The following is a 15,427-nucleotide window of genomic DNA, read 5'->3' on the forward strand; positions in this document are numbered from 1 at the left end:
CAATTTTAGCATCAGCCCGCAGGGACAGGACTCTTTTTTGCCGCTTCATCGTTAAAAATAAACGCTTAGAATGACTAAACTTATTATTTTTAACCTCGAATCGCCTAAAAAATAGTCGCTGTCAGTGCCATGGTCGAATGGTCAACACGCCCTAGTATTATGAGTATAAAGTGCACAAATTTCTAGTTATCATGCGTTGTTTCTAGTAAAGATACTTAGCAGCTGTGTTGATGCTTAGCAACGTTTATTGCTCAGCTGACGCTGTAAAATACAGGGGTGGCGCAAGGATACTTAGCACGAAAATACAGTGTAATCAGCGAACTAACAGCGGCATTGCTTGCAGCACCCTCGCCACAATGCGATAATGACGCACCACTTATTATCCCAATAATCGGCGCAGACTGAATTTCTCAGACTTGCCGTCTTTTCTTATCGGACATCATTTAGCGGAGTGCTGATGGCACAATATATCTACACGATGAACAACGTGTCAAAACTTGTTCCACCCAAGCGTGAGATTTTAAAAAACATTAACCTATCGTTTTTTCCTGGCGCCAAAATTGGTGTTCTTGGTATCAACGGCGCAGGTAAGTCAACTTTGCTACGCATCATGGCAGGCGTGGATACGGAATATACCGGTGAAGCGCGTGCGCAGGCAGGCATCAAAGTCGGCTACCTACCACAGGAACCACAGCTTGATGACAGCAAAGACGTGCGCGGCAATGTCGAAGATGGCATGCGCGAAGCGTTAGATGCGCTGGCACGTCTGGACGAAATCTATGGCGAATACGCGCTGCCTGATGCCGACTTTGACAAGCTGGCAGAAGAGCAAGGCAAGATGGAAGACATCATCCAGTCTTGGGACGCGCACAACCTAAACACCCAGCTTGAAAAAGCAGCGGATGCCCTGCGTCTGCCACCATGGGACGCGGACGTCAGCAAGCTATCAGGGGGCGAAAAACGCCGTGTGGCACTGTGCCGCCTATTGCTATCACGTCCTGATATGCTGCTGCTTGACGAACCGACCAACCATTTGGATGCCGAATCGGTTGCGTGGCTTGAGCAATTCTTGCAAAACTACAGCGGCACTATCGTTGCCATTACCCACGATCGCTACTTCCTTGACAATGTGGCAGAGTGGATTTTGGAGCTGGATCGCGGACATGGCTATCCTTACGAGGGCAACTATACTGAGTGGCTAGAGCAAAAGAACAAGCGTCTAGAGCAGCAGCAAAAGCAAGAAGAGTCGTTTGCTAAAGCACTGAAAAAAGAGCTTGAGTGGATTCGTAAGAACCAAAAAGGCCAACAAGCCAAGTCAAAATCTCGTGTACAGCGCTTTGAAGAGTTAAACTCAAAAGAGTTCCAGCAGCGTAACGAAACGGCGGAAATCTACATTCCACCTGGTCCACGTCTGGGCAACAAGGTTATCGAAGTCAATAACATCTCAAAATCATTTGATGATCGTTTGCTGTATGAAAACCTCAGCTTTAACGTCCCAGCAGGTGCCATCGTCGGTATCATCGGTCCAAACGGTGCGGGTAAAACCACGCTGTTTAACATGATTACAGGCAAGGACGAGCCAAATACTGGCTCAGTAGACCTCGGTGAGAGCGTAAAAGTCGCTTATGTTGGTCAGGTGCGTGACAACCTAGACGACAAAAAGACCGTCTGGGAAGAAGTGTCTGATGGCCTTGATATGATTACCGTGGGTGATTACACCACGCCAAGCCGTGCCTACATCGGCCGCTTTAACTTTAAAGGTCAAGACCAGCAAAAGCACGTCGGTCAGCTGTCAGGGGGTGAGCGTAACCGTTTGCAACTGGCAAAAACCCTAAAGCAAGGCGCGAACGTACTGCTACTCGATGAACCCTCGAACGACTTGGACGTTGAAACCTTGCGTGCGCTAGAAGACGCGGTACAAGTCTTCCCAGGCACAGTCATGGTTGTATCGCATGACCGCTGGTTCCTTGACCGTATCGCCACGCATATTTTGGCGTTTGAAGAAGAAGGTCCCATCTGGTTTGACGGTAACTACTCAGAGTTTGAAACCTACCGCAAAAAGCAATTGGGCGCGGACGCAGGTCCAAAACGCATGAAGTATAAGAAAATCAGTAAAGCATAATCGTCTGCTTTGATATTTTGATACATGATTAAGAAGACCGCTTTTGATAAGCGGTCTTTTTTTGTTTATAACCATAAAATAATAGCTATGCTTTTTTATAATTAGCGTTGGTCTATACTCACACACAGAGCTTCAATCAATCTATAAATAATGATGTAAGAACAAAACCAGACATAGAAAGATGGATTTTGAACCATTTTATATTGAAAGGACTTATGACGATGACAGCACCCCACCAAGAAACCATAAAGCAGTTATACCACAGCCACCCCCTGTTAAACAGCCTGAGCGCCACCAAAGAATCGTGCTGGCTCAATCCTAAATTGCAGCGCTTTACAGACGCAAAAACGTCACTCCCACTCGGCAAAAGTGATATTGCAGACGCCTCCGAACGCCTCAACCGCTTTGCCCCTTATATCGCCAAAGTATTTCCTGAAACGGCAGCAAACAATGGCATTATCGAATCGCCCTTAATCGCTATCCCGCAGATGCGGCAGGCGCTACAAGCGTTTTATGGGCAGACACTATCGGGGCGGTTATTTTTAAAATGCGACAGCCATTTGCCTATCTCTGGCTCAATAAAAGCGCGCGGCGGCGTGTATGAAGTGCTTAAATACGCAGAAACAATCTCGATGGCAGCAGGGCTATTGACTCTACAAGACAATTACCAAAAGATAGACAGCCCGCTGTTTAAGGCATTGTTTGCCGAGCATAGTATTGTGGTTGGCTCAACGGGCAATCTTGGGCTGAGTATTGGTATCATGGGCGCGCAGTTGGGCTTTAACGTGACCGTACACATGTCTGCCGATGCGCGGGCATGGAAAAAAGACTTGCTACGCAGTAAAGGCGTCCGCGTCGTCGAGCATCAAGACGACTATAGCAAAGCCGTCGAGCAGGGGCGTATCGAGGCGCAGCAAACCCTAAACTGTCACTTTGTCGATGACGAAAACTCCAAAGATTTGTTTTTGGGTTATAGCGTTGCTGCCGAGTGCTTAAAGCAGCAGCTGGACGCGCAAGGGATTTGTGTGGATGAGGCGCATCCGCTATTTGTCTATTTGCCTTGCGGTGTCGGTGGTGGGCCAGGTGGTGTGGTCTTTGGTTTGAAGCATATCTTTGGCGATCATGTGCATTGTTTTTTCGCTGAGCCGACGCATTCGCCGTGCATGCTTATTGGCATGTACACGGGGCTGCATGATGGCGTGAGCGTGCAAGATTTTGGTATTGATAACAAAACCTGCGCCGATGGTCTGGCAGTTGGTCGTGCCTCTGCCTTTGTCGGTCGAGTCATGGTGCCTTTACTAAGCGGCATTTATACGCTGGACGATGATCACTTATATCGTCTGCTTGCCTTGATGGGTGATAGTGAAGGTATTGAACTTGAGCCATCAGCATTGGCGGGCGTAGCGGGTATGGCTCAGGTGATGGCAGCAAAAGACTATCTGGCGCGGCATAAACTCACGGACAACATGCATCAAGCAGTGCATATCGCGTGGGCGACGGGCGGCAATATGGTACCTATCGAGGCGCGTCTTGAATATTATGAAATAGGTAAGGCATTGTTGTAGGTCGCGAGCTGTTAAATGCTTTTCTTGTTTAACACATATTATAAAAAAGACCGCTTATGATAAGCGGTCTTGTTTAGCTAACAATATGATTTAAAAAAGGCTTAACGCTTACGCCCAAACTTACGCTGTTTTTTATTGCCAATCTCCGTGATGGCATGGGCAATGTCTGCTTCATCGAGCGTAGCCACTTGCTGCAAAATTTGCATCATGTCAGGATTTAAGACATATTTTGCGTGATGCGCGATGTCATTAATACGCTGGTCAAAGCGCAGCACACCTGTTTCACTATCAGGAGTCAAATAATCCAAACGAATCAGCGCATTAATAAAGCTGATAAACAGCGCGCGGTCAAAGAAGTCAGGAATATCATCGGCGTAGAGTACCGATAAGCGCTGTCCAAGCAAGTGACACAGATCAATCGCCTCTTCAGAAGTCAGATTGCCCGAGCCTTGTTGTGCGAGTAGGGCAAGGGTTAAAAAATAACGCTCAAGGCTTTGCTCGACAGGCGCGGCAAGGACTTCTAGCTTTTGATAACTGCTGGTATTGGCCTCAGGCGTGCTCAGCATGTCATTGCCCAAATCCACGATAAGACCGTGTGCAATCAAATTATCTACTTTTTGATTGAGGATGGACATCAGCCCGTGCGCAGGGTAATGCAAAAACAGCTCGCTTTGTAAAAACGGATACAGTTGTAACACGATATCGTTCAAGCGGCTGCGCTTGATGCGGCCATTACGCGCCACTAAAGCCGCGATAAAGGACAATAGGATAAAGACGTGCAAAATATTGTTGCGGAAATAGCTGAGCAGCGGCGCTTGCTTGCCCGCCACTTGGATAATGTCGCCTAAAATGTGTGGCGTACGCTCAATCAGCTTAAGCTTAATACCGTAATCAATAATCGCTTGCGGCGTCATGTCAGTGACGGTGGTGTCATCGGCATAAGGAATCTGACGCGCAATGTCTTGGTATAGCGAGATTTGGTCGCGGCAGACCTCTTCATCAAGCGCAGATTTTGGCGAGGACAGCAGCACTAGAGACAATAAGGATACTGGGTTGATGACCGCAGCCTTATTTATGTTTTGCATGATTTTAACACTGATATTGTCAATCATCGCCGTCATGTTGGCATCAAATGGCGAGTCGGTGCGCCCAGCAGGTAAGCTGCCTGCCTGCACATCGTACTTATCCATAAAGTCTTCGATGTGCAGCGGCGTACCAAAGCTTAGATGCACATGCCCGAAGATACGCTCAATCTTGCGGCTGACTTTGAGCAGACCGATGAGTGATTCGGACTCTTTAGGTTTGCCTTTGAGCTCGCCAATATAGGTGCCGCCTTCCATGATGCGCTCATAGCCAATATAGGTCGGGATAAACACCACGGGCTTATTCATTTGGCGCAGCTGACTGTGGACGGTCATGGACAGCAGCCCCATTTTGGGCGGCAATAGACGACCTGAGCGCGAGCGCCCGCCTTCGATAAAGTATTCAATCGGGGTACTGCGGGTGATGAGCGTGTGCATATACTCACGCAATACTGCGCTGTATAAGTGATTGCCACGGAAGCTGCGGCGAATAAAGAACGCCACCGCGCCGCGTAAAAACGGCCCCAATACGGGCACGTTGAGATTGTCCCCTGCCGCAATAAATGGAATGCTGAGGCCTTGTTTATAAATCACATAAGAGAGCAGCAGATAGTCCACATGACTGCGATGCGAAGGCACATAAACGATTTCATGGTCGGTCGCCAGCTCACGCACACGCTCAAAGTGATGCACATCGACACCATCATACAGTTGCGTCCACAGCCACGTTAAAAAGCGTTCACAGGCACGAATCACAGGATATGAATAGTCATTGACCATCTCATTGGCATAGCCTTTAGCAATAGCGCGAGCTTGAGACACACTGATATTTTCACGCGCCGCTTCATCTTGAATCGCATGCGAAATGGCTGGCGAGTGAATCAGTTTTTCGACCAAATTACGGCGGTCAGACAAGTCAGGGCCAATCATACTGGCGCGCTGCTTGTCCAAATAGGTATTAAGTTGCTGCTGAAGACTGGCTATCAGCTCGCGGTTGCTGTCGGTCACCGGCACAAGAGCTTGGCTGCTGTCTTTGACGATGCTGGCAGCGGCGCTATCTTCGCCGCCAATCAGATGCTCATTGACCAGCTCGCGCAAATCACGCGGCGTATGGAACTGTACAAAGGTATCGCGTCCCATCACCCCGATATTAAACAGCTGCTTTAGAATGCTTGGGTCTTGCCAGTTGTCACTCATGAGTAGTTTAAAGAGCGAATCCTCTTTTTCAGGGGCGCGTCCCCACAAGATAGATACGGGCACGAGCTGAATGGTCAAATCAGGATTCTGTAATATCGCGCTGACTAGGCGGGAGAGACGCGGGGAGAGTTGACGCTCTTTGGCCTTTGGGTGATGCAAAAATATCATCGCCGCATTTTCATCAATCTGATGTGCCGTGTCTTTAACGGGCTGCAACGCAGGCGGCAAATGATGCTCTTGGGTCTGTAAGTCAATCAGCAAACTGTTGGAGCGCGAGTACTCTTGAAGCACGTAAAAGGTGAGTACCTCATGACGATTATCAAAGGTGGGTATCTCGCCCAAATGCTGCGCCTTAACCGCCACGTCCAGCGCTTGCCCTGAAAGCTTGCGGTACAGTTGATTGAGTGGCGGATTGGCAGCAGGCTTGGGTGCTGACTTCTTGAATAGGCTTTTTTTAAGAAACGTCGGTATCATAATCAAGCGTCAAATATAGATTTAATAAAGTTGCGCTTATAATGCCATAAAAGCCACCAAAGCGATATATGATGTCCGTATCCGACGCACGTTATCAGCGCGGGCATCCATACCATATGGGACTAGAGTTTTTTCAGATAAGCGCGTATGGTAGAGCCATTATGGACGCGTAGTAGCATCAATAAGATCAACAAGGATTGTCGCATGACCCCCGCCATCGTACTTGCCAAGCAGCAAAAGCTGACGTATCACATTCACGAATACACTCACGATACCAATGCGCCGTCCTACGGACTAGAAGCTGCCGAAAAGCTCGGTGTCGAGGCACAGCAGGTCTTTAAAACCTTAGTCATCGAGACGGACAACCAAAGCCTTGCCGTTGCGATACTGCCCGTCAATACCACCTTAAATATCAAAAAAATGGCCAAAGCATTGGGCGTAAAAAAAGTCCACATGGCGGATCCCAAACAAGTCGAGCGCGTGACAGGCTATGTATTGGGCGGCGTCAGCCCGCTTGGGCAAAAAAAGCGCCTGCCCACAGTCATTGACCAAAGTGCTGAAAAGCAGGACAGTATTTATGTCAGTGCAGGCAAGCGCGGACTCGAGATTGAGCTGTCGCCAAATGACTTGGCGCGTACGCTTAAAGCAAAATTCGCCGATATTACCGATAGCACAGCGTAAATGCCGCTACGCCCATCATGAATAACCCTATCGTCTAACAATAAAATTATCTATAAATAACCTAAAGGAAAACCCATGCCACATATCGTCATTCAAGCCACGCCTAACGTCCATATCCCGCACGAAGAGTCACTGGTAAAAGCGCTAAACACAGCCATCTGGAATAGTGGGGAAATCAACCACAAAAGTGATATTAAAACCCGCGTTATGCCGATGGATACCTTTTTGGTCGGTACAGACGATGATGAGCAGCGTTTTGGCTATATTTATATTGAGTTAAAACTGATGGTCGGGCGTAGCGAAGACACCAAAAATGCCCTTGCCACGCAGCTGCTTGCCGCGACTGAAGACGCCTTAGCAAAAGAGCAATCAGGTCGTGTACAAATACAGCTGTGCGTTGAAGTGACTGAAATCAGCCAAAATTATCATAAGAAAATCATGGCTGATGGATAAATAATGCGGTTTTACATATAAGCATTATAGTAATGAAACATGGCATAAAACCAATCGAAACTGAGCTTGAGATAAACAGCGATTAAAAACATAGGGCATAACACTCTTTGTATTTTTTAGTACAGACCGTTTATTGGGACCGCGTTGTTTTGGGTTGGATTACTTTGCGCTCCATTTAGCAGAGTTCTTGGCTGGCATATTTGGGCAGTATGACCACTTCGCTATCATAGCCTGCGGTTAAGCCTCGTGTTGCCATGTTATTACGCGCAATGCGCAGCTTATACGTGCCCGTTGTTGGTAAACAGCCTTGGTAGACGATACCGCCTTTGGTGCCGTCATAGCTGCCATCAGGCATATGCAGTACGCCAACGTTTGCGGTTTCTTTGGTGCCTGCCAAAGGTGCGATATTAATGACCACATATTGACCCGCAGCGGCGTTAAATTGATACCAAGTTTCGGTCTCTTTGGGTGATAATTTGCCCGTGACGTGTTGGCTGATATGTCCTTTGGCAAAATTAATCGTATCTGCGGCTTGTGCGCTTAAGCTAGTAGCCCCAAGACCAAGCATAAGCGCGCTACTCATACCAAATACTGCCAAGCTGCGTTTTAATTGAATAAACATAAATGGCTCCTTATTTCACGATAGAGCATGAACCCTTTATTGTTTTTGGCTTGTTTTATTCATGCCGTCATAGCCATTATTTAGTCTATGCCTCTATCCTGTTACTGTCAGTAGCCGAAACATTGAGCTTTGTGCCTAAGCTGTTGGTTTTGGTTAAATAAACTGTCTAAAATAAAATGTCCGTAACTACTAATAAAAGCATGACAATACATAAAAAAAGCGCCCTGTTTAAAGGCGCTTTTTATGGTGCAAAAGATTGGGTTTAGTCTAAAAAGGCAAAATTTTCAATCGCCATGGCAGTCATGCTTTCGCTTGGCGCGACCATGCTCTCAGCGTGACCTGAGGTACGAGGCAAGATTTTATCAAAGTAAAACTCAGCCGTTTGCGTTTTCGCCAGATAAAACTCAGGCGACTCCGTACCGCCGTTTTCAAGCTTGTCATAAGCAACCGCTGCCATACGCGCCCAGTGATATCCCATCATCACATAGCCTGAGTACATCAAGAAGTCATCAGAAGCGGCAGAGATAATCTCGCGGTCTTTACGCGCCATCAGCATCAAACGTACAGTTAAGGTGTTCCATTCGGCACACAATTTGGTCAGTGCCCACACAAACTTACGCATGTCTTTATCAAGGGCGTACTCACCGCACCATTTCATGATGTTTGACGTATAGTCGCGGATAATCTTGCCCTTAGATTGTAAGATAACCTTACGACCGAGCAAATCAAGCGCCTGTACGCCTGTGGTGCCCTCGTACATGGTGGCAATACGCGCATCACGCGCAATCAGCTCCATGCCCCATTCTTTGATATAGCCATGACCGCCGTAGACTTGCTGACCGTGTTTTGCCGCCTCGATGCCAAGCTCTGTCAAAAAGCCCTTTAGAATTGGCGTATAAAAGCCCAGCTTGTCGTCCCATTTTTCAAACTCTGCATCGTCGCCACGGGCAATGCCTTGCGCCATTTTATCGGCGTAACGCGCGGCATGATAAATCATCGAGCGCCCGCCTTCGGCAAAGGCTTTTTGAGTCAAAAGCATACGGCGCACGTCGGCATGGTGGATAATGGCATCGGCCGCTTTGTCAGGATCTTTGGTGCCTGATAGAGCGCGCATTGAGCGGCGTTCTTTGGCATAAGGCAAAGCATTTTGGAACGACAGCTCGGTATGCGCCAGACCCTCAATACCCGTACCGATACGGGCGGTGTTCATAAAGGTAAACATTGCCTTTAGGCCTTTGTTTGGCTCGCCAATCAGATATGCCGTCGCCGCATCAAAGTTGAGCACGCAGGTCGCAGAGGAGTTGATACCCATTTTGTGCTCAATCGAACCACACGTGACCCCATTACGCTCACCAATTTCGCCTTGAGCATCAGGTAAGAACTTCGGTACAATGAACAGCGAAATACCACGCGTGCCCTCAGGGGCATCGGGCAGACGTGCCAAAACGATATGAATGATGTTCTCCGTCATATCGTGCTCGCCACTTGAGATAAAGATTTTTGTACCGCTTAGCTTATAAGTGCCATCGTCTTGCGGCAGTGCTTTTGATTTGACTTGTCCCAAATCGGTGCCGCATTGTGGCTCGGTCAAGCACATGGTACCTGCCCACGTGCCTTCAACCAGTTTGGGCAGATAGATGTTTTTTTGGTCGTCATCCCCATATTGCAGTAAGGTATTGATACAGCCAGTAGATAATCCTGTATACATCGCCCATGGCCAGTTCGCTGTACCAATCATTTCGGCTTTAATCAGGTTGAGCGACATCGGTAGGTTCATACCGCCGTATTCTTCAGGGTATGAGATGCCTTGCCAGCCGCCTTCGATAAACTGAGTGTACGCCTCTTTAAACCCTTCAGGGGTGGTCACTTCACCATTATCAAAATGACAGCCTTCTTCATCGGCTTTTTGGTACAGAGGCGCAAGGATATTTTCAGAAAAATCTGCCATACCCTGCAAAATCATATCGACCGTTTCAGGGTCAGCGTTGTCGCCATTGTCCAAATCTTTATAGTGAGTTTGGAAATCAAAAACATCGTTAATTAAGAATTTAATATCACGCAGTGGCGCTTTATAGGTCAGCATAATGGCTCTCTTTTAGTGGTTATTGTTGATGGTCGCTGTGAGTAGGGGCATGCCCTATCAAATACCGTTTATAAGTTACGCTTTTGGATAGCACACAAGGATGGCAGTCGGTGCGCGCAAAATTAGCGCATCATTGTTCATCCTTGTTTTATTTTTAGGGTAACCGACTCTGTAAGTGATTTCAGTATAGTTTTTACGCCATAACAAATATACAACATATAACTATTATTCATATTTTTAATAAAAATATATATCCATAAGTTTCTTAAGCAGCGTACTGTTTAAAAACACGTAGAAGCAATAAGCCGTCATAAATACTAGCCGTGGTCAATTGAGGACGATGGCTGGGTTGCGGCGCTGTTATTTTGGTGCTTTTAATATTGGGTGGTAAGAATAATAGAGTATCGGTTGTGGTGGTGAGGCGTGGCGCGTCAGCTCGTATTGGAGCGGTACGCGTACATAAGAGGAGATACTATGGCCAATATTAAACAGCTGCTCTACGGTGAATTTGAGCATCTGACCCAAGTTCGTCAAAGCAAGCGTCCGTGGCACATGCCACTGATTGCCGCGCTGACGATTAGCTTTCCTGTATTTGTGGGCGCGTATTTTGGTGCGCTCGCCTCTGGGATTAAAGCGTCGCTTGGGGCGATGATTATTTTGAACTTACCGCTCGTTGGGCACTTGGGTTATCGCTTGGTGACCGTGATGTCGTGGGGCTTTGCGATGGTGCTGTGCTTTGCGCTTGGGCTCATCGCGCAGCAGCTGCCGATACTGCGTTTGCCGTTTATGCTGATTATGGTCTTTAGTGTGTGTATGTTTGGGCGCTATTATCGTCAGCCGCCACCAGCAGGACTGTTTACGTTAATGGCTGGCGCGATTGCGCTGTTTATTCCGCTACCACTGTCACAGGTGATGCCCGCGACAGGGCTGGTTATGCTGGGTAGTGGTTTTGCCTTATTGATGGCGTTTTTATATTCTGCCTATCTATTGCTCACGCGACCAAGCAACCCTGTGCCCACATTTACTTATGAGCCAGACACGATTATTGAAAGTGTGATGATTACGGGTTTTGTGGGCTTGGCGCTGGCGATTGCGCTGATTTTGGAAATGTCCTATCCGTATTGGGTGGCGGTCAGCTGTTTTATTATTATCCAAGGCATTCATTTGCGTACGATTTGGATTAAGCAGCTGCACCGTATGCTAGGCACACTCATTGGTACGGGGCTGACCGCGGTGATGCTGTCATGGCAGCTGCCTGTCTGGGGTGTGGCGGTCGCGATTTTGGTCATGATGTTGTGTATTGAGTCGCTGGTTGATAGACATTACGGCTTGGCAGTGATTGTGATTACGCCTTTGACTATTTTTATTGCCGAGTACGGTAGCGGACTGCCCATCAGTGCGCATGGCTATCATGAAGTGATACAAACACGGGTGGTGGATACGGCACTTGGCTGTTTGGTCGCGCTCGGTGGCGGGATGCTGATGCATGCTTTAGCGATTCGTCCGCCGCTACGCCGTATTGAAAATGGGCTACTTGATAAATTTCAGCGCTTATCCAAGTAGCGTTTTTGCTTTTTAGGCTTAGGACGTTAAACGATCAAGTAGCTTTGTTCAGCTCGGCACGGGCAGCAGTCACATCAACGGTGCGCCCTGTCCACGACTCAAAGCTCAGCGCTGCCTGCCCAATCAGCATGCCGTAACCGTCCGAGGTCGCCGCGCCTTGTTCAGCGAAATGCTCCAAAAAAGGCAGCGTCCGCCCGTACATCATGTCATACGCATGATCGCAGGATAAGTCGTCTGATAACGGCAACCGCTCGCCTGATAAGCCAATCGAGGTGGCGTTAATAATCACATCAAAATGCCCCGTTAGCGCATCAAGCGCGCAGGTCGCGATGCTGATATCAGCAACCTCGTCGCTTTGGGCGCTTAAAGCCGTTACCAAGTCTTTTGCTTTGTGCACCGTACGATTGGCAAGAGTCAGACTTTTGATACCTGCCTGAATCAATGGCAATATCGCCCCGCGTGCGGCGCCACCTGCACCAATAATGGCAACCGTCTTGCCCGCCAGCGTCCAGCCTTGATGCTGCATATCATTAACCAGTCCTTGACCGTCGGTATTGTCACCGTATAGCTTGCCGTCTTTTTTTGACAAGGTATTGACCGCGCCTGCCACACGCGCATGGTCGGACAGCGCGCCTGTATTTTGGCATAAATCATACGCCACTTGTTTAAAGGGCACAGTGACATTCGCGCCGATACCGCCACCATTAAAAAACGCCTCAACCACAGCAATAAAGCTCTCTGGATGGTCAGGGCAATATTGGCGAGCATAGCAAATGCTTTGTTCTGTCTGCGCTGCAAAGACGTGGTGAATGGCAGGCGATTTACTGTGCGCAATGGGATTGCCAATGACAACAAAGTGCTGGGCGGTGTTAGACATAAAAAAAGCTCGATGCGTTAGAACACGATGAACACCAGCGTTTAATCACCGCAGATTTTCAATCGTATTTAAAAATAATAAAAAGTTACGCTCATCATAAAAGATAAATAAGGCTTTAACAAATTTGTACCCAATACGATGACCACCTGTAACCTAAAGGCTGGTCAAGACTTGGGCAGTTGGGTACACTGTTATCTTCGGCATTTACCCAGCAGATAAGGCGCTATAAGCCTTTTTGCCCATCGTATGCATGCCTTTTTGGTACGTTGCTATCCCAATCAACGTATCACTGCTTCAAGCACCAACCCAACCGTGTGAGTATTTGTATGATGCCAAAACCTACCTTGCAGACGCTACTGCTGAGCCTGACCCTCATCACAGGTGCGTCCTTAAGTGCCTGTAATAATGATGCTGCTCCTCAAGCTGTTGATGAGCAAGTCATAGAAACCACCGAGACGCCAGCGGCGCAGACGGACACTGCGAGCAGCGATGAGTCGGACATGGACGGGGCAACAGCGGTTGATGGCACACCCATAAAATATGATGTCAGTGCGTGGCAAACAGGTGAGGTCACGCCCGTCACGCTCGATGACGTCACAGCTATCAAGTCCACCTTTGGTACAGTGACCAGCACCGACGATAACAGCTTAGATTATGCCAGCAATCCTGCAACCAAGTTTCGTTTTATGAAAGAAGATGCGCCGTATCTGGATATTATTGATTCAGAGCGCTATTTGGAGCTGGGCTGGTACTACGCCAATCCAATGGACACGGATGAAGAAAAAGCCGCCAGCCAAGACCACGCAAAAAAAGCCTACACCCTTGCACGCCAGCTGATGGGCGATGAGGGCGGACAGCTCGTCAGCGACATGCTAAACGGTCAAATCGTCAAAAATAAAACCGTCGGTGAGCAACAAATTGAACTGGCGAAATGCGAGTTTTATAGCTGTATGCTTATCTTTAAAAAGCCCAACAGCTAAATGTCATTATTAACCCAGCGCCGCCTTGATACCGCGTGGTATGCCTTTGCGCCTGATGCGGCATTATTAAGCGGCGCGCACACACCATTTGATATGAACAATCGCGGGCTTGCTTATGGTGATGGGTTTTTTACCACCATGGCTGTGCAAGCAGGTGAGGTATTGTGGGCGACTCATCATCGCGCGCGTGTGACAAACCATGCCCGCGCGCTGGGTTTGGCTGTAGATGATGAGGCGCTGTGGGCAGCGGTATTGGCTATTGCCTGTGATATGAGTGAGGGGGTGCTCAAGCTCATCGTGACGCGCGCGCCGCAGCAAGCACGGGGCTATGGGGTGACGCCTGACGCGGACGGACAGAACTGGCAGGCGTGGCTAAAAGTCATGCCCAGCACGCTACCCTTTGCTGATACCGTTGTGTTGCCTAATGACATGCGGGCGCTGCGCCAAGCGCCGTGTGAAGCCGTGTGCTTACAGTCTGAGCTGGCCTGTTTGCCAGCGCCCCTTGTCGGGCTAAAAAGCCTCAACTGTCTCGATAATGTGCTTGCCAGTGTGGAGCTCGAGCGCATCAAAGTGAGCAATAAGCGCATTGGTGAAGCCTTGATACGCGATGTGAGCGGTGAGTGGATTGAGGGTAGCGCCAGCAATGTCTTTTATCAACTACGTGCTGCCGATAACGAGCAGGCACATCAGTGGTATACGCCGCCATTGACCCAATCTGGTGTGGCAGGGGTCATGCGCCAAGTCATTATGGACAGTTATGCCCAAAGTCATGAACCCATTCAAAAGCGCGCGCTACACGATACCGATTTGCCCAACCTGCGTGCCCTGTTCTTTTGTAATGCGGTAAAGGGCATTTTGCCAGTTACTGCGCTGCACTTGCGGGGTGGGGATGTTGTGAAGTTGGAGAAGGTACATTTAGTAAACGATAAAAATTCTGCTTAAATAATTGCTTTTTACCTTGCGCTTGTAAGTCTAAATATCGATTTTTACTGAGCGTCAAATACTCTATTTCTTTATCAATACCTATAAATCGTCTTCCTAAGACTTGAGCGGCAATACCTGTGGTAGACCCACCAGTAAACGGGTCGAGTATAAGAGCGTTTGGTTTCGTTGAAGCAAGAATGATTTGTGCTAGTAGCGCTAAAGGCTTTTGCGTAGGATGTTTTCCACAAGACTTTTCCCAAGCAGCTACCGCAGGTAAGCGCCAGACGTCTTTCATTTGCTTGTCATTATTCAAACGCTTCATTAGATGGTAATCAAAATAATGCGGTATCTTGGCAGATTTTCTTGCCCAAATGATAAATTCAGTAGAATGAGTGAAGAAACGACAAGAGAAATTGGGCGGAGGATTGGTTTTTTCCCAAGTAATGACGTTTAATATTTTGAAGCCCAGTTGAGGTAAAATTCGTCCCAATGTAAAAATATTGTGATGAGTACCACTGACCCAAATAGTCGCATTATCAGCCATTTTTTCTCGTACTGCTGACAGCCATTCGTAAGTAAATGCGTAAGCGTCATTATCACTGACGAGTTTGTCCCATGTGCCTTTATTGACAGATTGGATTTTGCCATTTTTTACAGTCAAACCGTCATTAGATAGGAAGTACGGCGGATCGGCGAACACCATATCGAATTTTTTATCTAGAGCGGGTATTACTTGTAAGCAATCACCTTTTAATAAACTAAAATTGCTCTTTTCATTTTGGAAAAATAATGATTGCTCCACGA

The 15,427-nt window shown here is 47.9% G+C and carries 12 protein-coding genes; 7 read left to right on the forward strand and 5 right to left on the reverse strand.

The features are described 5' to 3' along the window. Positions 1-457: 457 nt before the first annotated feature. Both ettA and JIE71_RS01830 read left to right on the forward strand, forming a co-directional pair. The gene (ettA, locus tag JIE71_RS01825; RefSeq protein ID WP_199507024.1) at positions 458-2,122 is read left to right on the forward strand and encodes an energy-dependent translational throttle protein EttA; all 1,665 of its coding nucleotides are present in this window, start codon (positions 458-460) and stop codon (positions 2,120-2,122) included. 221 nt (positions 2,123-2,343) lie between these two features. Next, entirely contained in the window at positions 2,344-3,687 is a 1,344-nt protein-coding gene (locus tag JIE71_RS01830; protein WP_199507025.1) for a D-serine ammonia-lyase, read from the forward strand. Positions 3,688-3,788: 101 nt separating this feature from the next. Here the strand turns inward: JIE71_RS01830 and plsB are convergent, their stop codons facing one another. Next, entirely contained in the window at positions 3,789-6,440 is a 2,652-nt protein-coding gene (plsB, locus tag JIE71_RS01835) for a glycerol-3-phosphate 1-O-acyltransferase PlsB (protein ID WP_199507026.1), read from the reverse strand. Between the two features lie 204 nt (positions 6,441-6,644). Here plsB and ybaK point away from each other — a divergent pair, with 204 nt between their 5' ends. Both ybaK and JIE71_RS01845 read left to right on the forward strand, forming a co-directional pair. After that, the gene (gene ybaK / locus JIE71_RS01840) at positions 6,645-7,121 is read left to right on the forward strand and encodes a Cys-tRNA(Pro) deacylase (protein WP_199507027.1); all 477 of its coding nucleotides are present in this window, start codon (positions 6,645-6,647) and stop codon (positions 7,119-7,121) included. Positions 7,122-7,196: 75 nt separating this feature from the next. Further along, on the forward strand, positions 7,197-7,574 hold the full coding sequence (locus tag JIE71_RS01845; protein ID WP_199507028.1) for a 5-carboxymethyl-2-hydroxymuconate Delta-isomerase: 378 nt from the start codon (positions 7,197-7,199) through the stop codon (positions 7,572-7,574). Between the two features lie 175 nt (positions 7,575-7,749). Here JIE71_RS01845 and JIE71_RS01850 read toward each other — a convergent pair whose 3' ends face one another. Both JIE71_RS01850 and JIE71_RS01855 read right to left on the reverse strand, forming a co-directional pair. After that, a complete protein-coding gene (locus JIE71_RS01850; RefSeq protein ID WP_199507029.1) occupies positions 7,750-8,196 on the reverse strand; it encodes a hypothetical protein in 447 nt (148 codons plus the stop codon). Positions 8,197-8,458: 262 nt separating this feature from the next. Further along, positions 8,459-10,279 (reverse strand): acyl-CoA dehydrogenase C-terminal domain-containing protein, encoded by a 1,821-nt coding sequence (locus JIE71_RS01855; RefSeq protein ID WP_199507030.1) that lies wholly within the window; start codon positions 10,277-10,279, stop codon positions 8,459-8,461. Between the two features lie 474 nt (positions 10,280-10,753). Here JIE71_RS01855 and JIE71_RS01860 point away from each other — a divergent pair, with 474 nt between their 5' ends. After that, positions 10,754-11,842 carry an FUSC family protein gene (locus JIE71_RS01860; protein ID WP_199507031.1) on the forward strand — a complete coding sequence of 363 codons (1,089 nt, stop codon included), beginning with the start codon at positions 10,754-10,756 and terminating at the stop codon, positions 11,840-11,842. 34 nt (positions 11,843-11,876) lie between these two features. Here JIE71_RS01860 and aroE read toward each other — a convergent pair whose 3' ends face one another. Further along, a complete protein-coding gene (aroE, locus tag JIE71_RS01865; RefSeq protein WP_199507032.1) occupies positions 11,877-12,719 on the reverse strand; it encodes a shikimate dehydrogenase in 843 nt (280 codons plus the stop codon). Between the two features lie 326 nt (positions 12,720-13,045). On the opposite strand from aroE, the gene JIE71_RS01870 reads away from it, so the two are divergent. Continuing rightward, positions 13,046-13,699, forward strand: a complete 654-nt coding sequence (locus tag JIE71_RS01870; RefSeq protein ID WP_323126904.1) for a hypothetical protein — start codon at positions 13,046-13,048, stop codon at positions 13,697-13,699. After that, complete coding sequence (locus JIE71_RS01875) at positions 13,700-14,641, forward strand: aminotransferase class IV (RefSeq protein ID WP_199507033.1); 942 nt, start codon at positions 13,700-13,702, stop codon at positions 14,639-14,641. Here JIE71_RS01875 and JIE71_RS01880 read toward each other — a convergent pair. After that, positions 14,562-15,425 (reverse strand): site-specific DNA-methyltransferase, encoded by an 864-nt coding sequence (locus tag JIE71_RS01880; RefSeq protein WP_323126905.1) that lies wholly within the window; start codon positions 15,423-15,425, stop codon positions 14,562-14,564. The genes JIE71_RS01875 and JIE71_RS01880 overlap by 80 nt on opposite strands. Positions 15,426-15,427: the final 2 nt, after the last annotated feature.

The sequence above is a fragment of the Psychrobacter sp. bablab_jr014 genome (genome assembly GCF_016464015.1).
In the GTDB taxonomy this organism is placed as follows: domain Bacteria; phylum Pseudomonadota; class Gammaproteobacteria; order Pseudomonadales; family Moraxellaceae; genus Psychrobacter.

Bases quoted from the DNA above. Each gene is read 5' to 3' on its own strand.
- JIE71_RS01855 (WP_199507030.1), bottom strand. From the start codon at position 10,279: ATGCTGACCTATAAAGCGCCACTGCGTGATATTAAATTCTTAATTAAC.
- JIE71_RS01850 (WP_199507029.1), bottom strand. From the start codon at position 8,196: ATGTTTATTCAATTAAAACGCAGCTTGGCAGTATTTGGTATGAGTAGC.
- plsB (WP_199507026.1), bottom strand. From the start codon at position 6,440: ATGATACCGACGTTTCTTAAAAAAAGCCTATTCAAGAAGTCAGCACCC.
- JIE71_RS01870 (WP_323126904.1), top strand. From the start codon at position 13,046: ATGATGCCAAAACCTACCTTGCAGACGCTACTGCTGAGCCTGACCCTC.
- ybaK (WP_199507027.1), top strand. From the start codon at position 6,645: ATGACCCCCGCCATCGTACTTGCCAAGCAGCAAAAGCTGACGTATCAC.
- JIE71_RS01830 (WP_199507025.1), top strand. From the start codon at position 2,344: ATGACAGCACCCCACCAAGAAACCATAAAGCAGTTATACCACAGCCAC.
- JIE71_RS01845 (WP_199507028.1), top strand. From the start codon at position 7,197: ATGCCACATATCGTCATTCAAGCCACGCCTAACGTCCATATCCCGCAC.
- aroE (WP_199507032.1), bottom strand. From the start codon at position 12,719: ATGTCTAACACCGCCCAGCACTTTGTTGTCATTGGCAATCCCATTGCG.
- ettA (WP_199507024.1), top strand. From the start codon at position 458: ATGGCACAATATATCTACACGATGAACAACGTGTCAAAACTTGTTCCA.
- JIE71_RS01860 (WP_199507031.1), top strand. From the start codon at position 10,754: ATGGCCAATATTAAACAGCTGCTCTACGGTGAATTTGAGCATCTGACC.
- JIE71_RS01875 (WP_199507033.1), top strand. From the start codon at position 13,700: ATGTCATTATTAACCCAGCGCCGCCTTGATACCGCGTGGTATGCCTTT.